Annotated in this window: 18 protein-coding genes and 1 rRNA gene; 8 read left to right on the forward strand and 11 right to left on the reverse strand. The window is 71.9% G+C overall.

Annotated features, from left to right (window positions below; genetic code table 11):
• The first annotated feature begins 101 nt into the window (after positions 1–101).
• Complete coding sequence (locus H343_RS0118635; protein WP_028432392.1) at positions 102–1,145, forward strand: LacI family DNA-binding transcriptional regulator; 1,044 nt, start codon at positions 102–104, stop codon at positions 1,143–1,145.
• A 19-nt stretch (positions 1,146–1,164) separates the two neighbouring features.
• Here the strand turns inward: H343_RS0118635 and H343_RS31455 are convergent, their stop codons facing one another.
• From H343_RS31455 to H343_RS0118675, 8 genes are all read right to left on the reverse strand, one after another.
• Positions 1,165–2,337 (reverse strand): glycosyltransferase family 4 protein, encoded by a 1,173-nt coding sequence (locus H343_RS31455; RefSeq protein ID WP_037904223.1) that lies wholly within the window; start codon positions 2,335–2,337, stop codon positions 1,165–1,167.
• A gap of 320 nt (positions 2,338–2,657) precedes the next feature.
• The gene (gene recN / locus H343_RS0118645) at positions 2,658–4,409 is read right to left on the reverse strand and encodes a DNA repair protein RecN (protein ID WP_028432393.1); all 1,752 of its coding nucleotides are present in this window, start codon (positions 4,407–4,409) and stop codon (positions 2,658–2,660) included.
• Positions 4,410–4,605: 196 nt separating this feature from the next.
• Positions 4,606–5,511: an NAD kinase gene (locus H343_RS0118650; protein ID WP_028432394.1), complete on the reverse strand. Its 906-nt coding sequence runs from the start codon at positions 5,509–5,511 to the stop codon at positions 4,606–4,608.
• A complete protein-coding gene (locus tag H343_RS0118655; protein ID WP_028432395.1) occupies positions 5,508–6,314 on the reverse strand; it encodes a TlyA family RNA methyltransferase in 807 nt (268 codons plus the stop codon). Before H343_RS0118655 ends, H343_RS0118650 begins: the two co-directional genes overlap by 4 nt.
• Positions 6,315–6,317: 3 nt before the next feature.
• Positions 6,318–6,911, reverse strand: a complete 594-nt coding sequence (locus H343_RS36015) for a hypothetical protein (RefSeq protein WP_486586950.1) — start codon at positions 6,909–6,911, stop codon at positions 6,318–6,320.
• 54 nt (positions 6,912–6,965) lie between these two features.
• Complete coding sequence (locus H343_RS31465; RefSeq protein WP_078505871.1) at positions 6,966–7,892, reverse strand: ABC transporter ATP-binding protein; 927 nt, start codon at positions 7,890–7,892, stop codon at positions 6,966–6,968.
• A 116-nt stretch (positions 7,893–8,008) separates the two neighbouring features.
• A complete protein-coding gene (locus H343_RS0118670) occupies positions 8,009–9,040 on the reverse strand; it encodes an iron chelate uptake ABC transporter family permease subunit (RefSeq protein ID WP_028432396.1) in 1,032 nt (343 codons plus the stop codon).
• Entirely contained in the window at positions 9,037–10,014 is a 978-nt protein-coding gene (locus H343_RS0118675; RefSeq protein WP_486586953.1) for a FecCD family ABC transporter permease, read from the reverse strand. Before H343_RS0118675 ends, H343_RS0118670 begins: the two co-directional genes overlap by 4 nt.
• 292 nt (positions 10,015–10,306) lie before the next feature.
• Between H343_RS0118675 and H343_RS0118680 the strand changes: the two genes are divergently transcribed.
• Complete coding sequence (locus tag H343_RS0118680; RefSeq protein ID WP_028432398.1) at positions 10,307–11,338, forward strand: ABC transporter substrate-binding protein; 1,032 nt, start codon at positions 10,307–10,309, stop codon at positions 11,336–11,338.
• Between the two features lie 144 nt (positions 11,339–11,482).
• Positions 11,483–12,403 carry a siderophore-interacting protein gene (locus H343_RS0118685; protein ID WP_028432399.1) on the forward strand — a complete coding sequence of 307 codons (921 nt, stop codon included), beginning with the start codon at positions 11,483–11,485 and terminating at the stop codon, positions 12,401–12,403.
• 123 nt (positions 12,404–12,526) lie between these two features.
• Here the strand turns inward: H343_RS0118685 and H343_RS0118690 are convergent, their stop codons facing one another.
• A complete protein-coding gene (locus tag H343_RS0118690; RefSeq protein ID WP_028432400.1) occupies positions 12,527–13,573 on the reverse strand; it encodes an HAD hydrolase-like protein in 1,047 nt (348 codons plus the stop codon).
• A gap of 134 nt (positions 13,574–13,707) precedes the next feature.
• Here H343_RS0118690 and H343_RS0118695 point away from each other — a divergent pair, with 134 nt between their 5' ends.
• The 5 genes from H343_RS0118695 to H343_RS0118715 all read left to right on the forward strand — a co-directional run bounded on the left by H343_RS0118695 (position 13,708) and on the right by H343_RS0118715 (position 20,587).
• On the forward strand, positions 13,708–15,045 hold the full coding sequence (locus tag H343_RS0118695) for a DUF1015 domain-containing protein (protein WP_028432401.1): 1,338 nt from the start codon (positions 13,708–13,710) through the stop codon (positions 15,043–15,045).
• Positions 15,046–15,204: 159 nt separating this feature from the next.
• Positions 15,205–16,785, forward strand: a complete 1,581-nt coding sequence (locus H343_RS31470; protein WP_078505857.1) for a pyridoxal phosphate-dependent decarboxylase family protein — start codon at positions 15,205–15,207, stop codon at positions 16,783–16,785.
• Between the two features lie 33 nt (positions 16,786–16,818).
• Positions 16,819–18,159, forward strand: coding sequence for a lysine N(6)-hydroxylase/L-ornithine N(5)-oxygenase family protein (locus tag H343_RS31475; protein ID WP_037904228.1), 1,341 nt, complete (start codon positions 16,819–16,821; stop codon positions 18,157–18,159).
• On the forward strand, positions 18,156–18,773 hold the full coding sequence (locus tag H343_RS0118710) for a GNAT family N-acetyltransferase (protein ID WP_037904231.1): 618 nt from the start codon (positions 18,156–18,158) through the stop codon (positions 18,771–18,773). The genes H343_RS31475 and H343_RS0118710 overlap by 4 nt, the downstream gene beginning before the upstream one ends.
• The gene (locus H343_RS0118715; RefSeq protein ID WP_028432403.1) at positions 18,770–20,587 is read left to right on the forward strand and encodes an IucA/IucC family protein; all 1,818 of its coding nucleotides are present in this window, start codon (positions 18,770–18,772) and stop codon (positions 20,585–20,587) included. Before H343_RS0118710 ends, H343_RS0118715 begins: the two co-directional genes overlap by 4 nt.
• A gap of 67 nt (positions 20,588–20,654) precedes the next feature.
• On the opposite strand, the gene H343_RS35600 is transcribed toward H343_RS0118715, so the two are convergent.
• On the reverse strand, positions 20,655–21,437 hold the full coding sequence (locus H343_RS35600; RefSeq protein WP_486586954.1) for a tetratricopeptide repeat protein: 783 nt from the start codon (positions 21,435–21,437) through the stop codon (positions 20,655–20,657).
• 691 nt (positions 21,438–22,128) lie between these two features.
• Positions 22,129–22,245 (reverse strand): 5S ribosomal RNA (rrf, locus tag H343_RS0118725).
• Positions 22,246–22,469: the final 224 nt, after the last annotated feature.

The raw sequence follows: 22,469 nt of genomic DNA on the forward strand, positions 1-22,469 counted from the left end.
TCCTCGTTCGTGGGGGGTGAGAGCGCTCTCACGTCATGGACATGTACGGTGCCCAGAGATCGGTGATTGGTCAAGACCTAAGAAAAGAAAAGGAGTTGTCGGTGCACACTTTTCGCCATTCCCGGCCCACGCTGGAGGCCGTCGCGGCCCACGCCGGGGTGTCCCGGGCGACGGTGTCGCGGGTGGTCAACGGCGGTGCGGGCGTACGGGCGGAGGTCCGCGAGAGAGTGCGGCTGTCCGTCGAGGAGTTGGGGTACGTGCCCAACAACGCCGCCCGGACCCTGGTCACCCGGCGTACCGGAGCCGTCGCCGTCGTCATCGCCGAGCCGGAGCGACGGGTCTTCGCCGATCCCTTCTTCGCCCAGCAGTTGCGCGGTATCAGCCGTGAACTGTCCGACAACGACATGCAGTTGCTGCTGATCCTGCTGGAGCAGCAGAAGGACTACGCACGCATCGGACGGTACCTGTCGGCCGGACACGTCGACGGCGCCCTGATGTTCTCACTGCACGGCGACGACCCACTGCCGGCCATGGCCGAAGACACGGGCCTCCCCGCGGTCTTCGGCGGACGCCCCGGCTGGCCCGGTGCAGCCGAGGACCCCGCGCTCCTCTACGTCGACACGGACAACCGCGGCGGCGCCCGCCAGGCCGTTGCTCATTTGCTTCAGCGAGGACGCCGCCGAATAGCCGTCATCAACGGGCCCCTCGACCAGACCTCCGCCCTGGACCGGCTCTACGGCTACTGCGACGCTCTCGGCATCACCCCCCACGAACGCGACGAAGCACTCGTCGCACAGGGCGACTTCACGGCCGAGGGCGGCGAGCGGGCGATGTCCCGGCTGCTGAGCAGCGCGCCCGACCTGGACGCCGTATTCGCCGGGAACGACCTGATGGCCTCCGGCGCGCTGCGTACGCTCCGCGCCCACGGCCGCCGGGTGCCGCGGGACGTCGCCGTCGTCGGCTACGACGACCTGGAACCTGCGGCGTGGGCCGAGCCCGCCCTGACGACCGTGAGACAGGACGTGGAGGGCATGGGCCGGATGATGGCCGAACTGCTGCTGAGGCGCATCGGTCTCGCCCCGGAGGGGCAGCCGCCCGCTCCGGTTGTGACACCCGCGACGCTCGTCGTACGGGACTCCAGCTGAGGCCGGCGCCCCCGCAGCGTCAGGCCGTGGGTTCCGTCGCCGGACGGGCGGCCAGTTCGTCGTAGACGCTCAGCACGTGCGCGACCGTGGCCTCCGCCGTCGGCCATGTCGCGGCACACGCGCGGCCCAGCGCGACCAGACGCTCACGCCGCGCCGGGTCGGCCAGCAGCCCTCTCACCTCACCGGCGAGCGCCTCCGCGTCGCCGTAGGGAATCAGCACGGCACCGCCTCCCACCATCTCCGGGACTCCCCCGACCGACGTGGCCACCAGCGGCACCCCCTCGTGCAGCGCCTCCTGGGCAAGCAGAGAACGCCCCTCCCAGCGGGAGGTGAGCAGCGCCACGTCCGCACCGGCCAGCAACTCGAACGCATCGTCGCGCCGTCCCAGCAGACGCACCGGCAGATCCTCCTCGTCGATGCGCTGTTGCAGCCGCGCCCGCTGTGGCCCCTCCCCCGCGATGGCCAGCAGCGGCTGCGGGTCGAGGTCCCGCCAGGCACGGGAGGCGGTCAGCGCCGTGCCGTAGCCGTGAAGGCCGTCGAGGCGGCCCACGGAGAAGACCAACGGACGGGCCACTGCGCCCACTTCCGCTCGCACCTTGTGGTTCTCCCGCCCCTCGACCGCGGCACGCGGCTCCGGTGGAGCCTCCCGGCACGGGCCCGGCAGGACGACCGGCGCCAGCCGCACGTCCCTCGCCCCGCGCCGCCGGGCCCGGTCGACGAGGTCGGTCGTGGCGGCCAGGACGACGGTCGCGCTCCGCGCCACCCGCAGCTCCATCAGCCGCCTCATTCCGGCCCGCACACCCGCGGCCAGACCGCGGTGGTGCCAGGTCACGACGAGAGGCACCCGGCGCCGCCGCCCCGAGACGGTGAGCGCACAGAGAGCCAGCAGGCCGGCACGTACACCGTGGGCGTGCACCAGGTCGGCGTCCGCGCACAGGTGGCGGAGCGCAGCGGCACCCTCCGGCTCCGTGGCCGCGGGGACCGGGGCGAACCGGGCTCCGACGTCCGTGAAGCCGTACGTGGCCTCCGCCGCCGGCGGGGCGCAGACGGTCACCCGCAGCCCGCGCGCCACGAGCCCCTCGGCGAGCGAACGCACATGGGCCCCGGTGCCGGCGCTCGCGCCGTCCACCACCTGGACGGCGTGCGGCGGCGGGCCGACGGACTGCGGGGACGGTGTGGGGGGACGGCTCACAACGGGTCGAACTCCAAGACGGCGACAACGGACGGCAGGCTGGGCGGCCGGGAACACACGCACGGGAGGGCGCGTGCGCGCGTACGGAGGGGGCCGCGCCCAGCATGCCAGCCGTTCGCGCCTCCCCGGCGCCACACCTCGGTCACAGGTGCGGCACACCGCGCCCGTACGGTACAGGTATCACCCACCCGGATGACGCCTGGTGCTGCGCGTTCACCCCGTCCGGCGGCTGGCCGCGGCGATGCGCCCGCCCCGCGCAGCCGGCACGGCGCACGGCCGCACCGCGCACGGCAGCTGAGCCGCTGCCGCGCGCCCGCGGCTCAGCTGCTCGCGCGGGCCGCTTCCAGGAGTTCCTCGGCGTGCGCCCGCGCCAGCCGGGAGTCCTCCTGCCCCGCGAGCATCCGCGACAGCTCCCGTACGCGGTCCTCGCCCTCCATCGCCTGGACGCCGCTGCGCGTGACCGAGCCGTCATCGGTCTTCTCCACCACGAGATGCCGGTCGGCGAAGGCGGCGACCTGCGGAAGGTGGGTGACGACCACGACCTGCGCCGACCTGGCCAGACGCGCCAGGCGCCGGCCGACCTCCACGGCCGCCTTGCCGCCGACGCCCGCGTCGACCTCGTCGAAGAGGTACGTCGGCACCGGGTCGGAGCCGGCGAAGACGACCTCGACGGCGAGCATCACGCGGGAGAGTTCACCTCCGGAGGCTCCCTTGGCGATGGCCCGGGGCCGGGCGCCGGGGTGGGGGGCGAGCAGCAGTTCCACCTCGTCGGTGCCGTGCGGTCCGAAGGCCACGCTGCGCCCGTCCAGCGGGAGCCCGGAGGCGCCCTCGGCCGCGTCGGCACGCCGCAGCGCGAAGGTGACGCGGGCGTGCGGCATGGCCAGTTCGGACAGCTCCTCGGTGACCGCTTCGGCGAACCGCTTCGCCGCGTCCGTACGGGAATGCGTCAACTGCTCGGCCAGGCCGGTCAGTTCGGACAGCAGCGCGTCGCGTTCGGCGGTCAGTTCACCGATTCGTTCGTCGTCGCCCTCCAGCTCCGCGAGCCGTGCCGCGCTCTCCTCGGCCCAGCCGAGGACGGCGGAGACGTCCTCGCCGTACTTGCGGGTGAGCTGCGTGAGCGCCGAGCGCCGCTCCTCGACGGCCGCGAGCCGCAGCGGGTCGGCATCCAGGTCGTCGGCGTAGCCGGCCAGTTCACCCGCCACGTCGCCCATCAGGATGGAGACCTCACCGAGCCGGTCGGCGAGCGCGGCGAGAGCCGGATCGTGGGCCCGTACGGCCTCCAGGGCTCGGTGCGCGGCCGAGACGAGGGCCGCTGCGTCCATGCTCTCCGGGTCGGCGGGATCGCCCGCGAGGGCGCCGTGAGCGGTGGTGGCCGCCGAGGCGAGGGACTCGGCGTGACCGAGCCGTTCGGCCTCCGCGGCGAGTTCGGCGTCCTCACCCGCCCGCGGTTCGGCCGCTGCGATCTCCTCCAGGCCGAAACGGAGCATGTCGGCCTCCTGCGCGCGCTCCCGGGCGAGAGTGGTGATCTCGTCCAGTTCCGCGCTGACGCCGCGCAGCCGCTGGTACGCCGTCGACCAGGAGGCCAGCAGCCCGGAGACGGCCTCACCCGCGAAGCGGTCCAGGGCCTGGCGCTGCCGGGCGGGACGCAACAGCCCCTGCTGGTCGCTCTGACCGTGCACGGCCACGAGGTCGTCGCTCAGCTCGGTGAGGAGCCCGACGGGGACGGACCGCCCGCCCGCGTGGGCACGGGAGCGGCCCTCGGCGGAGACGGTACGGCTGACGAGCAGCTCACCGTCCTCGAGTTCGGCGCCCGCCTCGCTCGCACGCAGCGCGGCGGGTGAGTGAGGGGGCACGACTATCCGCCCCTCGACGACGGCGGCCTTCGCGCCCGCCCGTACCAGGGCGGCGTCGGCACGCCCGCCGAGGAGCAGTCCGAGGCTGGTGACGACCATGGTCTTGCCCGCTCCGGTCTCACCGGTCACCGCGGTGAAGCCGGGGGAGAGTTCGACGACGGCGTCGTCGATCACGCCCAGGGACTTGATCCGCATCTCCTCCAACACGGGTACGACCATACGCAGTCCGCGGGGGCAACCCCCACCCCTGGTCCGGGTGACGGTTCACATCACAGGTGCGCACACGCTCTTGAGCATGCCGGGCCCGGCCTCCGCAGTGCCGGTCCATGGGCCGTTCACCTCGCAGAAGCCCCGCCGCGCGTCACTTTCGGCGCACCCTCGGGCACTTACGGTCGCCACGCCGTGACACCACCCGTCAGTGCGGCGCGCCCCGCCAGCCCGCCACCGGCAGCGCGAACTTGGCGACGAGCCGGTCGGTGAACGACGCGTGGTGCAGCCGTGCCAGCCGTACGGGCACGGAGCCGCGCCGCACCTCCACCCGGGCGCCCGCGGGCAGTTCGACGCTGCGCCGCCCGTCGCACCACATCACTCCGTGGGGCGTCTGCGGCTGCACCTCCACGGCCAGCACCGAGTCGGGCGCGGTCACCAGCGGTTTGGCGAACAGCGCGTGCGCGCTGATCGGCACCATCAGCAGGGCCTCGACCTCGGGCCACACGACCGGGCCGCCCGCGGAGAAGGCGTAGGCCGTCGACCCCGTGGGCGTGGCACAGACGACGCCGTCACCGCCGAAGCGGGAGACGGGCCGGTTGTCGACCTCGGTGACGACCTCCAGCATCCGCTCGCGGGACGCCTTCTCCACGGAGGCCTCGTTGATGGCCCAGTCGCGGTGCACGACGCGGCCGTCGGTGCGTACGAGCACGTCGAGCGTCATCCGCTCCTCGACCTCGTAACCGCGGGTCACCACGCGGTTGACGACCTTCTCCAGGTCGTCGCGCTCGGCCTCGGCGAGGAAGCCGACGCGTCCGAGGTTCACGCCCAGCATCGGCACGCCCGAGGCGCGTGCGAACTCGGCGCCGCGCAGCAGTGTTCCGTCACCACCGAGGACCACGATCAACTCGCAGCCCTCCGCGGCGTTCCCGTCGGCGGGCACCTTCTGCGCCTGCTCGGGCAGCGGCAGGTCGGTGGCCTCCCCCTCCAGCACCCGCACGCCGATGTTCTCGCGCAGCAGCCCCTGGACCACGAGTTCGGCGCTGCGCACTGCCGCGCGGCGGCCTGTGTGGGCGAGCAGGAAGACCGTACGGGCGTCAGTGGGTGTCGTCATTTCGGGCCCTCCGCCACAGCTCGCTCGACATCCGCCGGGTCGATCTCGGGTGCACCGGCCCGCAGCCACAGAAAGTACTCGACGTTCCCGGACGGCCCCGGCAGCGGACTCGCCGTCACCCCGAGCGCCCCCAGTCCCAGCGCGGCCGCCTGTCCGGCGACCGTCCCGACCGCCGTGGCGCGCAGTGCGGCACTGCGCACCACACCTCCGCTGCCGAGCCGTTCCCTGCCCACCTCGAACTGCGGCTTGACCATGAGCACGAGGTCGGCGCCGGGCGCGGCACAGCGCACCAGGGCGGGAAGCACCAGCCCCAGCGGGATGAAGGACAGATCACCGACGACGAGATCGACGAGCTTCCCGTCCACGTCATCGGGTGTCAACTCCCGTACGTTCGTACGGTCCTTGACGGTGACGCGGCCGTCGCTGCGCAGCGACCAGGCGAGCTGTCCGTACCCGACGTCGACCGCGACGACCTCCGACACCCCCGCGCGCAGCAGCACATCGGTGAAGCCGCCCGTCGAGGCTCCCGCGTCCAGGGCGCGCCGCCCCTCGGTGCGCAGTCCCCTCGGCACGAACTCTGCGAACGCTCCCGCGAGTTTGTGCCCGCCGCGGGAGACGTACCCCGGGTCGTTCCCGTCCTCGCGGACGACCACCGCGGCGCTCGTCTCCACCTGTGTGGCCGCCTTGGAGGCGGTGTTCCCGCCGACGGTCACCCGCCCCTCGGCGATCAGGCGGGCGGCGTGCTCGCGCGAGCGGGCCAGGTTCCGGCGTACGAGCTCCGCGTCGAGCCGGCGTCGGGGCACGTGTCAGCTCCGTGGGTGGGGACGTGGCGGCACACCCCGGCCGGGTACGGGACCGGGGACAGGGCCGGAGGCGGATGCGGGAACCTGGCCGGGGGCGGGAACCTGGCCGGGGGCGGGCCGGTCGAGGGCGGTGAGCGTGTCACGCAGTCCCCGGTGCACGTCCTCGTACACCTCCAGGTGGCCGGAGACGGCGAGATGATCGGCGTCCTCCAGCCTCCTCAGCCGGTCGTCGACGGGGGCGTGCCCCGTGGGCTCCACATGCAGGCCCAGCGGCCGCGGTCCGTCCTCCTCGTCCGCAGAGGCGGCGCCGTCCACCGGGGGAAGGTCCTCATCCGCAGCGGAGGCGTACTCGTCCGCAGCGGAGAGGTTCCCGCCCGGCTCGTGGCCGGGCCCGCCGGCCGGACCCCCCTCGTCCGTCCCCCCGCCAGGGGATGCCGCCGGCTCCGGCGGCCACTCCGTACGCGCGGGCTGCGCCGGGGTCTCCGGGGCCACCGGGCGCGCCGGTTCCCCCGGTTCCCCCGGGTCCGTCAGGTCCGCCCGGTCCGGCGGATCACCGTCCTGCTGCACCGGCACTCCGTCCGGCATCGGGTCGCTCATGCCCCAGACGCTACCGCTTTCGACCTGCGTCCCGGCCTCCGCCCGCCCCGCGGCTCATCCCGCCCGCGTCGCCGCCCTCGTACGTTCCCGCGCCGCGGGGACGACCAGCGGCGTCCCCGACTCCGGGTCCTCGATCACCCGGCACGGCATCCCGAAGACCTCCTCCACGAGCTGCGCCGTGACGACGTCGCCCGGCGGGCCCTGTGCCACGATCCCGCCGTCGCGCATCGCGATGAGGTGTGTGGCGTAGCGGGCCGCGTGGTTGAGGTCGTGCAGGACGGCCACGAGTGTGCGGCCCTGTTCCTCGTGGAGGGCGGCGCACAGGTCGAGCACCTCGATCTGGTGGGCGATGTCGAGGTAGGTCGTCGGCTCGTCCAGCAGCAGCAGAGGCGTCTGCTGTGCGAGAGCCATGGCGATCCACACGCGCTGGCGCTGCCCGCCGGAGAGTTCGTCGACGAAGCGGTCGGCGAGGTCGGCGACCCCCGTCGCCGCCATGGACTCACCCACGACCCGCTCGTCCTCCCGCGACCACTGCCGCAGCAGTCCCTGATGCGGATAGCGGCCCCGGGCCACCAGATCGGCCACGGTGATCCCGTCCGGGGCGAGGGAGGACTGCGGCAGCAGCCCCAGCGTCCGCGCGAGCTTCTTGGCCGGAATGCCGCCGATGTCGGCGCCGTCCAGCATGACGGACCCCGCGGCTGGCTTCAGCATCCTCGACAGCGCCCTCAGCAGGGTGGACTTGCCGCACGCGTTGGGACCGACGACCACCGTGAAGGAGTTGTCGGGTACGGCGACGGTGAGTCCTTCGGTGATGGTGCGCTGGTCGTAGGCGAGGGTGAGTGCCTCGCCGGTGAGCCTGGCGGCTGCCGCTGCCGGGTCCTGCGGGAGTGTTACCGGGGGCTGCTGTCCCGGACTCTTCGTCTTCCGCCCAGTCTTGTGCCCCGGCTTGTGCTCCGTCTTGTGCGCGGTCTGCTGCGTCATCTCGGTCGTCCTCGCACCGGTCCTCGGTTCGGCCGTCGCTCCGGTTCCCGCATCGGCCTGCGTATCGGTCGTCGCCCCGGCCGCCCCGGCCGCCCCGGTCGTGCCCGTCCTGCCGTTCATATCCGTCCCGCCCTGCGCTCCGTGGCCAGCAGCCACACCAGATAGCCGCCGCCCAGTACGCCCGTGACCACTCCCACCGGCAGTTCCTGCCCGCCGAAGGCCCGTTGGGCCGCGAGGTCGGCGGCGGACAGCAGCACGGCCCCCATGAAGACCGAGGGCACCAGATTGGGCCCCGGTGACTTCGTCAGCCGCCGCGCCAGCTGCGGTGCCGTGAGCGCCACGAAGGCGACGGGCCCCGCCGCCGCGGCGGCGAGGGAGACCAGCAGCACGGCCGCACCCAGCAGCACCAGCCGCACATGCTCCACGCGTACGCCCAGTGCGTACGCGGCGTCGTCGCCCATCTCCATCATGCGCAGCCCGCGTGCGCACCCCAGCAGCACGACCGGCACGAGCACCGCCATACCACCCAGCAGCGGCAGTACGTCGTCCCAGCCGCGCCCGTTGAGGTTGCCGGTCATCCACAGCACCGCACGGCCCGCCTCGGTGATGTGCGCGCGTGTCAGCAGATAGCCGTTGACGCCGGTGAGGATCGCGGCCACTCCGATACCGACCAGCACCAGCCGGTAGCCGTGCATCCCGCGGCGCCATGCCAGTGCGTACACCAGGACACCGGTGACGATCCCGCCGAGGAGCGCACCGCCAGCGAGGGCCACGCTGCCCCCGCCGGCGAGCACGATCGCGGACAGTGCGCCGGTGGCGGCGCCGTGCGTGAACCCCAGCACGTCGGGACTCCCGAGCGGGTTGCGCACCACGGCCTGGAAGACCGCGCCGCCCAGCGCCAGCGCGGCACCCACCGCGAGCGCCGTGACGGCTCGCGGGAGGCGCAGTTCGGCCACGATGAAGGCGTCCGCGGGGTCGCCCTGCCCGACGAGGGTGCGCACCACCTCCGCCGGGGCCATCGGGTACTCGCCGCTGCCGATCGCGACGACGGCGACAGCGAGCGCGAGGACCGCACACACCGTTCCGGCGGCCAGCGCGCGTGGCCTGAAGGCCACGGACCAGCCGCTCGCGGTACGCAGGACGCTCATGCCTGTGCCACCCTCCGTCGCCGCACGAAGTAGAGGAAGAACGGCCCGCCCAGTACGACCGTCACGATGCCGACCTGCAGTTCGCCGGGCCGGCCCAGCACCCGCCCCAGCACGTCCGCGCCCAGCATGAGCACCGGGGCCAGCACCGCGCAGTACGGCAGCAGCCAGCGCAGGTCCGGCCCGGTCAGGGAGCGCACCATGTGCGGCACCATCAGGCCGACGAAGACGATGGGGCCGCACGCGGCGGTCGCCGCCCCGCACAGCAGGGTCACGGCCACGATGGCGCCGGTGCGGGTGAGCGCGGGACGCGAACCCAGCGCTCTGGCCGCGTCGTCGCCGAGTGCGAGCGCGTTGAGCGGACGGGCGAGGGCCAGCGCCACCAGCAGCCCGGCGATGACGAACGGCAGTGCCTTGAGGTTGGTGGCCTCCTCGGCCCGGGCCAGTGAGCCGACCGTCCAGAAGCGCATCCGGTCCAGCGAGGCGGTGTCGAGCAACTGGACGGCGTTCACGTAGGAGATGAGCGCCGCGTTCAGAGCCGTTCCGGCGAGTGCGAGCCGGGCGGGAGTGGCCCCCCTGCCGCCGCCCACCGCGTACACGGCCACCGAGACGGCCGCGGCACCGAGGAAGGCGAAGCTGATGTAGCCGTTGTAACCGGTCACACCGAAGAAGGAGATGGCGGTGACCACTGCCGCGGCGGCCCCCGCATTGATGCCCAACAGACCGGGATCGGCAAGGGGGTTGCGGGTCAGCGCCTGCATCACTCCGCCCGCGAGCCCGAGCGCGACCCCGGCGAGCAGACCCAGCACGGTGCGCGGCAGGCGCATCTCGTGGACCACCGTGTACGCCGGTGAGCCGGGCTCCGTGAGACCTCGCAGGACCTCACCCGGTGAGAGCGGCTTGGCCCCGACGGCGACGCTGAGCACGAGCACGAGCAGCAACAGGCCCGCGGCACCGAGGAGTCCGGCGGCGCGCAGCGCGGACCGGCCTCTCCCCGCGGTGGGGGCGGCGAGGGCCGTGCCGAGCTGGTCCGGGGAACCGGCCCGGCCCGTCGGCGGTGGCGGCCGGTGGGGTGGCGCGGGCACTTCGGCGGCCGAACCCCCGTGTGCAAGGCGGGACTTGATGAGAGTCACGTACAGGCTCCGGTCGGGGACCGGGGAGTGGGCGGCCCCGGACCACTGGACAACAACGACTTTGGTTAGGTTAACCTAACCGAACATCCCGGCCCACGGCCGGTCCCGTACGACATTGAGAAGAGAAGGCTCTGCCATGCCCCACTCGTCCGCGTCATCCCGTCTCTCCCGCCGTGGCCTGCTGGCCGCAGGCGGTGCCGCCGGTCTCGGCGCTCTGCTCGCCGCCTGCGGGGGCGAGAGCGGCTCGGACTCCGCTTCCGGCAAGAGCGGTGGCGCCTGGTCCTTCACCGACGACCGCAAGAAGAAGATCAAGCTCGACGCCGCACCGGAGCGCGTCGTCGCCTACGTCGGAACCGCCGCCGCCCTGCACGACTTCGGCGCCGGGGACCGGATCGCCGGGGTCTTCGGTCCGACGAAGAAGAAGAACGGCGAACCGGACGTACTCGCCGGCGACCTGGACGTCGACAAGCTGAAGATCATCGGAAACGCCTACGGCGAGTTCGACATCGAGAAGTACGCCAAGCTCCGCCCCGACCTGCTGGTGACCAACATGTACGTCGAGGACGCCCTCTGGTACGTGCCGGACGAGAGCAAGTCCAAGATCCTCAAGCTGGCGCCCTCGCTGGCCATGAAGACCGCCGAGATCTCGATGCGCGACGCGGTCGAACGCTTCGCGAAGCTCGCCGAGGCGCTCGGCGCGGACCTGAAGGCGAAGAAGGTCACCGACGACAAGGCCCGCTTCGAGGAGGCGGCCGGGAAACTGCGCAGGACGGCCAAGGCGAACGGTGGCCTGAAGGTGCTGGCCGCCTCCGGCTCCCCGGACCTGTTCTATGTCTCCGACCCCTCCGCCAACGCCGACCTGCGCTACTTCAAGGAGCTCGGCGTCGACATCGTCGTACCCGAGAAGCTCAGCCAGCAGGGCTTCTTCGAGGAGCTGAGCTGGGAGAACGCCGACAAGTACAAGGCCGACGTCATCATGCTCGACAACCGCACCCAGGCCCTGCAGCCGGACGCCCTCAAGGACAAGCCGTCCTGGTCGGACCTGCCCGCCGTGAAGGAGGGCCAGCTGACGACATGGGACGCCGAACCCCGCTTCTCCTACGCGGGCGCCGCCCCGCTCCTGGAGCAGCTCGCCGAGGCCGTCGAAGGCGCGAAGAAAGTCAGTTGAGCCGCATCCGGTCACGGATGCCCCGAGCGCGGGCGGTGAGTCGAAGCACGCACCGCCCGCAGGGACGGACACCGCCGGCACCGACACAACGCACCGCCACCGGCCGCACCGCACGGGGCGGCCGAACGGGAGGAGAGCCCGCAGATGAGTACCGCAGCCCCCGAAGCGCCCGCCCTGACAGTCCCGTTCGAGTTCTTCGACGCCCACGTCGTACGGACCGCCCGGCTCGGCCCGACCATGCTGCGCATCACCCTTGGCGGCGACGCGCTGAGCAGGTTCGCCTCCGGCGGACGTGACCAGCGCTTCAAACTCTTCCTGCCGCACCCCGGCCAGGACGCACCGGTCGTCCCGTGCGAGGCGGGCGACTCGTGGTTCACGGTCTGGCGGGCCATGGACCCGGACATCCGCGGAATCATGCGCTCGTACACCGTGCGGGAGCAGCGCCGCCACCCCCGTCCGGAGCTGGACGTCGACTTCGTGCTGCACGGCGTCGGCGACCCGGCTGACCCGGAGGCGGCGGGCTTCGTGGCCGCCGGTCCGGCGTCACGGTGGGCGGCCGGCGCCCGTCCCGGCGACCGGGTCACGCTGCTGGGTCCGGTCGAAGGGGACAACGGCGGCGTCGACTTCAGGCCGCCCTCCGGCACCGACTGGGTGCTGCTCAGCGGCGACGAGACGGCGCTTCCCGCCGTCGCAGGAATCCTCAGCTGGCTGCCGCCCGGAACGCCCGCCAAGGTCTGGATCGAGGTGCCGCACGCGGACGACATCCAGGACCTGCCGACCATGGCCGACGCCGACATCACCTGGTTGGTCAGGGACAACACCCGCCGGCAGCGCACGGAGTTCGTGCTCGGCTCGATCGGCTCCGCGGCGTTTCCCCCCGGCACCCCGTACGCGTGGATCGCGGGCGAGTCCGGGACGGTCAAGGCCCTGCGGCGGCATCTGGTCCGGGAGCGCGGATTCGACCGCAGGGCAGTGAAGTTCACGGGCTACTGGCGGATGAACGCCACGGAGGAGCAGCTCGTGGAGGAGGCGGTCTCCGGCGCGGCCACGGGCACGGACGACTGAACGGGCCGGCGCGGCGAGGGCATCCGGAGGATGCGGGGCCGGGGGACGTCCCCGGCGTAAGGACCGCAAGGCCCTGCGGCACGGCCCGCGGCACGGACAGGGCGCCGTGCCGCCGTCGGACGATCAAAGCCCCAGCCGCGCCAGGGCCTTGCCCGTCTCCAGGCCGCAACTGCCCTCCCCCGCCGCCGTCCAGGCCGCCGCGCACAGCGCCCGCAGCCCGTCCAGCGCTTCACCCTCCCCCTCCAGGACGAGTTCGTCCTCGCCCGCACGGGCGCTCCAGCCCCCGCAGCCGAACACCGGCCCGTCCTCCCGGCTCAACTCGGGCTGCGGCTGCGCCAGTCCGCGCAGATCGCGCGCCACGTAGACCGGCCGGTGCTCGGGCCGCGCGGCCAGCAGCTGCGTCCCGTCCGTCACTCCGGTCAGCACGAGCAGCGAGTCGACCCCGCCCACGTGGGCGCCCTCGATGTCGGTGTCGAGCCGGTCGCCGACGACCAGCGGCCGCCGCGCGCCCGTGCGCAGGATCGTCTCGCGGTGCATCGGGGGCCGCGGCTTCCCCGCGATCTGCGGTTCGGGCGCCTCGCGCATCCATCGTGTCGCCACCCGTACGACCTCGACCGCCGCGCCGTTGCCGGGCAGGATGCCCCGGTCCCCCGGGATCGTCATGTCCGTGTTCGAGGCGAACCAGTGCGCCCCTCTGCCGACCGCGATCGCCGCCTCGCCCAGCCGCCCCCACGGCAGCTGCGGGCCGCCGTACCCCTGCACCACGGCTGCCGGGTCCTCGTCCGCCGACTCCACGACGTTCAGCCCGGCTTCGCGCAGCGCCTCCCGCAGGCCGTCGCCGCCGACCGGCAGTACGCGCGCTCCGGCGGGGTGCTGCTCGGCGATGAGCCGCGCCACCGCCTGCGCCGACGTGATCACGTCCGACGCCTCGGCGGGCACGCCGAGGCGTTCGAGATGCTCGGCGACGCTCACGGGTGTGCGGGCCGCGTTGTTGGTCACGTACGCGAGCCGCATGCCCGCCTCTCGCGCCGCCTCCAGGGAGGCCACCGCGTGCGGGACGGCGTCACCGGCGACGTAGACCACGCCGTCCAGGTCGAGCAGCGCGGTGTCGTACGCCTCCCGCAGCGCCCTCGCGCTGCCCGAGGGCGCTGTGCGCACAGTGTCCGGCATCGTCTCTCGCTCTCCTCGCAAGGGTTCTCTCCTCACCCGTCCACGCCCGTCCGCACCCCTCGTGGTGAGATCATCCTCCCTCCCGTCACCCGCCGGTGTCCCGGCCCCCGCGTGCCCCGGCATAGCATGCGGGAATGACCAGTGACGGCCTCCGGCTCTCCCCCTTCCGCGGGCTGCGCTACGCGCCCGGAAGGGCCGGCGGTCTGGCCACGGTGACCTCGCCGCCGTACGACGTCGTGGTCCGCCCGGACGAGCTGCACCACCTGGAGACCGCGGACCCGCACAACATCGTCCGGCTGATCCTGCCGCAGGCCGGCGACGAGGCAGCCCGGCAGAGCAAGGCCGCTGCCACGCTCCGCCGCTGGCGCGCGGAGGGCGTCCTCGCGCTCGACCCCGAGCCCGCCCTGTACGTCTACGAGCAGCGCCGCGGCGATCTTCTGCAGCGCGGGATCATCGGCGCGCTGCGGCTCTCCCCTCCCCAGGACGGCGTGGTGCTGCCGCACGAGGGAGTGATGGCGGACGTCGTCGCGGACCGGGCCGCCCTGATGCGCGGCACGGGCGCGAATCTGGAGCCGCTGCTGCTCTCCTACCGCGGTGACGGCACCCCGGGCGGGGCATCGGCCGTCATCGAACGCGCCACGCTGCGCGAGCCGTTGCTGTCGACCACGACCGAGGACGGCTTCTCGCACCGGCTGTGGGCCGTCACCGATCCCGGCGAACTCGCCGAGACAGACGCGGACCTGTCCCGGCGGCGCGCCCTGATCGCGGACGGCCACCACCGGTGGGCGACGTATCTGCGGCTGCGCGACGAGCAGTCCGGGGACGCCGCCGTACCCGGCGCCGGGAGCGAGGGCGGAGACGGGGACAGGGACGGGCGCAGGGACGGGGACTCCCCGTGGAACTACGGCCTGGTCCTGCTCGTCGACACCGCCCGCTACCCGCTGCGGGTGCAGGCCATCCACCGCGTACTGCCCCGGCTGCCCCTCAAACGGGCCCTGGAGACGCTGGAGATGCGCGGGGCCTTCCGCGTCACGCCACTCGACGTCCCCCTCCCGCAGGCGCTGGAGGCCCTCGGGGCGACCCCGGGCAATGCCTTTCTGCTCACCGACGGCGGCGGCACCTGCCACCTGCTGGACCGTCCGGAGCCGCGTCTGCTGGAGCGTACGCTCGACGCCCGCCGCCCGGAGTCCTGGCGGCGGCTGGACGCCACCGTGCTGCACTCGGTGCTGCTCGACGAGGTGTGGCGCGTCCCCGACCGTCCGGAAGAGATCGGCTACATCCACGACGCCGCCGCCGCTGCCGGCAAGGCGGCCCAACTCGGCGGCACAGCGGTGCTGTTGCGCCCGGTGCCGGAGGAAGCGGTACGCGAGCTGGCCGAGCAGGGCGTCATGATGCCGCGCAAGTCCACATCCTTCGGCCCGAAACCGGCAACCGGCCTGGTGCTGCGCGTCCTCGAGGACGACGGGCGCTGACTTTTCCTTCACCGTCCGACCTGCGCGAATCTCCGGACTGAAGCCTTCCGACCGCACCATGTGCCCCCACCCGGCCATGACGGAGCAGGGGTTAGGGTAGCCTTACCTCACCGCACTGCCCGTGCGTGCAGAAGATGTCCGTGTCAGGGAGGACAGTTCATGAGCAGCAGGTCACACCTGCTCAACGACAGGACGGCGGAGCACTACCGGCGCTCCCTCACGGCCGGCGTCGAGCGAGTCGCGGAGAAGATCGCCGGTACCGAACAGCCGTTCACCGGAATCACCCCGTCCCAACTCGCCCCGGCCGTCTCGGACATCGACCTGGAGGAGCCACTGCGCGACCCGGCCGCCGCCCTCGACGAGCTGGAGGGCGTCTACCTCCGCGACGCCGTCTACTTCCACCACCCGCGCTATCTGGCCCATCTCAACTGCCCCGTGGTCATTCCGGCGGTCCTCGGCGAGGCCGTGCTCTCCGCCGTCAACTCCTCGCTCGACACCTGGGACCAGAGCGCGGGCGGCACGCTCATCGAGCGCCGCCTCATCAAGTGGACGACCGACCGCATCGGTCTCGGCCGCGACGCCGACGGCATCTTCACCAGCGGCGGCACGCAGTCCAACCTTCAGGCCCTTCTGCTCGCCCGCGACGAGGCGTGCCGCCTGGTGGAGAAGAACTCCGCCACACCGATGCGCAAGCCCGAACTCCTCCCCCGGCTGCGCATTCTCACCTCCGAGTGCAGCCACTTCAGCGTCGAGAAGGCGGCCACGCTGCTCGGGCTGGGAGCCGAGGCCGTGGTCTCCGTGCCCTGCGACCAGGACCGGAGGATGCGCCTCTCGGCCCTCGCCGCCGAACTCGAACGGTGCGAGCGAGAGGATCTGGTGGTGATGGCCGTCGTCGCCACGGCCGGCACCACGGACTTCGGCAGCATCGACCCGCTGCCCGGTATCGCCGACCTGTGCGAGAGTGCCGCCACGTGGCTGCACGTGGACGCGGCCTACGGCTGCGGGCTCCTCGTCTCCCGGCGCCGCCATCTGCTGTCCGGCATCGAACGCGCCGACTCGGTGACGGTGGACTACCACAAGTCCTTCTTCCAGCCGGTCAGTTCCAGCGCCCTGCTGGTCCGTGACGAGGCCGCCCTGCGCCACGTCACCTACCACGCCGACTACCTCAACCCCGCACGGATGGCGGAGAAGCGCATCCCCAACCAGGTCGACAAGTCCATCCAGACCACCCGGCGCTTCGACGCGCTCAAGCTGTGGCTGACGCTGCGCATCATGGGCGCGGAGAGCGTCGGCGAACTCTTCGACGAGGTCGTGGACCGGGCGGCCGACGCCTGGCGGCTGCTCAGCGACGACCCGCGCTTCGAGGTCGTCACCCGGCCTCAGCTGAGCACCCTCGTCTTCCGCTACCTGCCGCCCGCCCCCGCGGGCCCGTCCCTCGTCGACGAGGTCAACCTGCACGCCAGGGAGGCCCTGTTCGCCTCCGGGGAGGCGGTGGTCGCCTCGACCGTCGTCGACGGGCGCCACTACCTCAAGTTCACCCTGCTCAACCCGGAGACCTCGATCGGCGACATCGCCGCCGTCCTCGACCTCATCGCCGAGCACGCAGGCAGGCGGCTCTCCGGACGCCACGGGCAGCAGGGCCCGTCCAAGGCGTCCCCGGCGGTCCCCGCCACAGGAGACGGACGCGCCGCACGAGACCCGCACGACGGCACGGAACAGATCCGCTCCCGCGCCAGCTGACCACCCGCCCCGGAGACCCGGAGACTCACTCACGTGTCCACACAAGACACCACCACCGTCCACGACTTCATAGCCATCGGGCTGGGCCCCTTCAACCTCGGCCTCGCCTGTCTGACGGAGCCGATCGGTGACCTCGACGGCCTGTTCCTGGACGACAAGCCGGAGTTCGACTGGCACTCGGGGATGCTGCTCGAGGACAGCACGCTGCAGACACCGTTCATGTCCGACCTGGTCACCCTGGCGGACCCCACCTCCCGCTTCTCCTTCCTGAACTACCTCAAGGAGATCGGCCGCCTCTACCCGTTCTACATCCGCGAGAGCTTCTATCCGCTGCGCGCCGAGTACAACGACTACTGCCGCTGGGCCGCCGCGCAACTGGAGTCGGTGCGCTTCCAGCACCACGTCGCACGCGTGGAGTACGACGAGCGCGAGGGCCTCTACCTCGTGCACGCCGACGACCGCGCCGGCGGCGTGCGGCGTACCTACCGCGGCCGCAAGCTCGTCCTGGGCACCGGCACCCCGCCCCACATCCCCGAAGCCTGCAGCGGCCTGGACGGGGACCTGATCCACAACTCGCGCTACCTGGACAGCAAGCCCGCCCTCCAGGAGAAGAAGTCCGTCACCGTCGTCGGCAGCGGCCAGAGCGCAGCGGAGATCTACTACGACCTGCTGCAGGACATCGACGGCCACGACTACGAACTGACCTGGGTCACCCGCTCACCCCGCTTCTTCCCCCTCGAATACACCAAACTCACCCTGGAGATGACCTCCCCGGAGTATGTGGACTACTTCTACGGCCTGCCCGCAGCCACCCGCGACGGGCTCAACGCCTCCCAGAAGAACCTCTACAAGGGCATCAACACCGAACTGATCGACGGCATCTTCGACCTCCTCTACCAGAAGAGCCGTCGCGGCCCCTGCCCCACCCGGCTGATGACCAACACCGCGCTCACCGACGCGTCCTACGACCCGGGCACCGGCTCGTACACCCTCGGGCTGCGCCAGGAGGAGCAGAAGCAGGACTTCTCCCTCACCACCGAGGGCCTCGTCCTCGCCACCGGATACCGCTACCGCACACCGGACTTCCTCTCCCCCGTGACCGACCGCATCGAATGGGACGAGCAGGGCCGCTTCGCCGTTCGCCGGGACTACAGCATCGACACCGCCGGCGACGGGATCTACGTCCAGAACGCCGAACTGCACACCCACGGCTTCGTCACACCGGACCTCGGCATGGCCGCCTACCGCAACTCCTGCATCATCCGCGAGCTGCTGGGCCGTGAGTACTACCCGGTCGAACGCTCCATCGCCTTCCAGGACTTCGCCGCACCGGACGCGGCCACGACCGCAGAAACGGAGGCTCCGACCGCATGAGCAGCCACACCCGTGCGAACGCCCCGGGAACCGTGCACACCCGTACCGACCCGCGTCTGGGCGTCTTCGCCCTGCGCCCGGTCGACCCCGCCGGCGACGCCGAGCTCCTCCACCGCTGGGTCACCCACCCCAAGTCGGCGTTCTGGCTGATGCAGGAGGCGAAACTCCCCGATGTGGAACGGGAGTTCATGAACATCGCAGCCTCGCCCCACCACGATGCCTTCCTCGGGCTGCACGAGGGCGAGCCGCGCTTCCTGATGGAGCGCTACGACCCCGCACACGTCGAGCTCAAGGGACTCCACGAAGCCGAACCCGGCGACGTCGGCATGCACTTCCTGTGCGCCCCCACCGACACCCCGGTGCACGGATTCACCCTCGCGGTGATCACCACCGTGATGGACATGCTCTTCGCCGACCCCGGAACCCACCGGGTCGTGGTCGAACCGGACGTCCGCAACGAGGCCGTGCACGCCCTCAACGAAGCCGTCGGCTTCCGCGTCGAACGCACCATCACCAAACCGGAGAAGGACGCCTTCCTGAGCACGTGCACCCGGGAGGACTTCCTGGCCCGCCCCGCACCACGTGACGTCCGAGAAGGGACGACGAGCCGATGACCGCCCCGACCACCTGCTCTCCCCGCGAAGCCGTCGCCCACCTCACACCCGAGCGCTGGGAGGAGGCCAACCGCCTGCTGATACGCAAGGCACTCGCGGAGTTCACACATGAACGGCTGCTCGCCCCCGTCCCGCTCCCGGAGTCAGACGGACACCCCGCCGGGCAACACGCCGTGCACAGCGACGACGGAGCGACCGAATACCGCTTCACCGCACGGAAGTTGTCGCTGGACCACTGGCAGGTGGACGCCGCGAGCATCACCCGCCACCGGGACGGCGGCCCGCTCCCCCTGGACGCCCTGGAGTTCGTCACCGAACTGCGCGACTCCCTCGGCCTGGGCGAGGAGGTCCTGCCCGTCTACCTGGAGGAGATCAGCTCCACCCTGGCCAGCACCGCGTTCAAGCTGGCCGCGCCGCACGCCGGCGCCGACCGGCTCGCCCGCTCCGGCTTCCAGGAGATCGAGGCCGGAATGACCGAGGGCCACCCCTGCTTCGTGGCCAACAACGGCCGTCTCGGCTTCGACATCGCCGAGTACCGTGCCTACGCTCCCGAAGCCGCCGCCCCCGTACGGCTCATCTGGGTCGCCGCCCACCGCGACCACGCCACGTTCACCACCGCCGCGGACCTCGGCTACGACAAGCTGCTGCTCTCGGAACTGTCCGCGGCCACCCTGCGCCGCTTCTCCTCCGCCATGTCCGAAGCCGGACTCGACCTGGACGACTACTACCTCATTCCCGTGCACCCCTGGCAGTGGTGGAACAAGCTGTCCGTCACCTTCGCCGCCGAGGTCGCACGGCGCCGCCTCGTCTGCCTCGGGCACGGCGACGACGAGTACCTCGCCCAGCAGTCGATCCGTACCTTCTTCAACGCCTCCGACCCCGGCAGGCACTACGTCAAGACGGCCCTGTCGGTCCTCAACATGGGCTTCGTGAGGGGCCTTTCGGCCGACTACATGAAAGCGACGCCCGCCATCAACGACTGGCTGGCCGAACTCATCGACGGTGACCCGGTGTTGCGGGAGACGGGCCTGTCCGTGCTGCGCGAGTGCGCCGCGGTCGGCTACCACCCCGCCCCCTACGAGGCCTCCGCCCCCAAGGGCTCCCCGTATCTGAAGATGCTCGCGGCACTCTGGCGGGAGAGCCCGGTGCCGCGGCTGGCACCGGGCGAGCGGCTGGCGACGATGGCGTCGCTGCTCCACATCGACCGCGACGGTGCCTCCCTGGCGTCCTCCCTGATCGAGTCCTCGGGCCTGGACGCGGCGACGTGGCTGCGCCGCTACCTCGACACCTACCTCACGCCGCTGCTGCACTGCTTCTACGAGTACGAACTTGTCTTCATGCCGCACGGCGAGAACGTCATCCTCGTTCTCGACGAGGACGGCACCCCCAAGCGCGCGATCTTCAAGGACATCGCCGAAGAGATCGCCGTGATGAACGCGGACACGCCCCTCCCCCCGGAGGTCGAACGCATCCGCGCCGAGGTGCCCGAGGAGATGAAGGTCCTCTCCCTCTTCACCGACGTCTTCGACTGCTTTCTGCGCTTCCTCAACGCCGCGCTCTCCGAGAGCGGCACTCTGGACGAGGACACCTTCTGGTCCGCGGTGGCCGAGTGCGTACGCGACTACCAGAAGTCCGCCCCGCATCTGGCCGACCGCTTCCAGCGCTACGACCTCTTCGCGGACACCTTCGCACTGTCCTGCCTGAACCGGCTGCAACTGCGCAACAACCAGCAGATGGTCGACCTCCAGGACCCGGCCGGCGCGCTCCAGCTGATCGGCGAACTGGACAACCCCCTGGCGCGGTTCGCCCCGTAAGCAGGCGAACAGCGAAGCAGAGGGCGGGAACCCACCTGGTTCCCGCCCTCTGCTCCTCTCGCTCAGATCACGCCGCCGGACCACCCTCGCGCGGGCGGTCCGCCGCCCTCTCCGCCTGCTCCGGCACCTCTGTCCCGCTCTCGTCGTCGGCCGCGTCCGGGTCGAGCGCGTCGACGAACTCGACACCGTCCATCTCGGCCAGCCTGTCCGAAGCGTCGGTCGCACCGCTCTGGTCGGCCTCCAGCGCCTTCGCGAACCACTCCCGGGCCTCGTCCTCGCGGCCGCCGACCGCCAGCAGGGCGTCGGCGTAGGCATACCGCAGACGTGCCGTCCACGGCTGCTGGGAGTTGGAGGCCAGCTCAGGGCTCTGCAGCGTCACCACGGCGGCTTCCGCCTGCCCCATGTCGCGCCGCGCGCCCGCCACGACGAGCCTCATCTCGACCTGCCCGGCCTTGTCCAGCTTCTGGACCTCAGGCTCACCGGCCATCGCCAGGGCCTTCTCCGGACGGCCCATACCGCGCTCGCAGTCCGCCATCACCGGCCACAGGTGCTGCAGTCCCGTCATGCGACGGGCCGCCCGGAACTCCGCCAGCGCCTCCGCGTACTTCTCCACCGCGTAAGCGGCGAAGCCCACCGCCTCACGCACCGACGGCACGCGCGAAGCCAGCCGCAGCGCGACCTTGGCATACCCGTAGGCCGCCTCGGGGTCCTCGTCCAGCAGGCGGGCGACCATCACCAGATTCTTCGCGACGTCCTCGGCGAGCGTCTTCGGCAGGCTCATCAGCTCCTGCCTGACGTCCTTGTCCAGCTCGGAACCCGTGACGTCGTCGTCGACCGGCAGTCGCCTCAGCGGCTCCCGGTCCTGCCTGCGGTCGTCGCGCCGGTCATCGCGCCCCGGACGCCGCGAAGGTCCGGAGCGGGAGTCATCACGCCGGCCGCGGAATCCGCCCCGGTCGCGGTCGTCGCGCCCGCGCCCGCCGCTCTGCCCATAGGGACGCCTGCCACCGCTGCCACTCCGGTCGTCGTCCCGGCGCGGACCACGCGGACGGTCATCCCGCCGCCCCTCCCGACGGCTCTCGGAACGCCTGTCGTCGGAGCGCCTCTCATCGGAGCGCCCGCCCCGGTCGTCACTCCGGCGGGGCCCTGCACCTCCACGCGGCCTGTCCCGGTCGCCGCTGCGCGAGCGGTCCCGGTCAGGAGACCCCGAACCACCGCTCCTGCCCCGGTCCTTGCGCTCGCCGCCCCGTTCGTCACGACGCTCGTCGTCGCGGCGGAATCCACCGCGCCCCCGCGCGGCACCGCTTCCGCCGCGCTCATCGCGCCGATCGCCACGAGGCCGGTCATCGCCCCGCCGCGGACCGGACTGACGAGGGCGACGTTCGGGTCCTTCGTCAGGCGAATTGGTGGTCATCGGGAGACTCCTGTCCTGCGGGTGCCGCACAGCATTCTGCCGCGCCCGAACATATGCCGCTCTCAAATACGAAAACGGGCCCGTGGCCCGCAGCGCATGTACGCTGCGGGCCACGGGCCCGTCAATGGTTGTTCGGCGGTGTCCTACTCTCCCACACGCTCCCGCATGCAGTACCATCGGCGCTGTCAGGCTTAGCTTCCGGGTTCGGAAAGTAACCGGGCGTTTCCCCGACGCTATGACCACCGAAACTCACACCCCCCACTTCTCCTGGGCCTGCCACACGTAGTGGCACGCCCCGGCAAGGGGGGAAGTCTCAGCAAACACACACTGTTCACATGTCACGTGGTGGTGCTGGATTGCGGGTTGCTGTCTCAGAAACCGCACAGTGGACGCGAGCAGAAGTACCTGTGGTCAAGCCCTCGGCTTATTAGTACCAGTCAACTCCAACCCTCACGGGTCTTCCATATCTGG

The sequence above is a fragment of the Streptomyces sp. TAA204 genome (genome assembly GCF_000424965.1).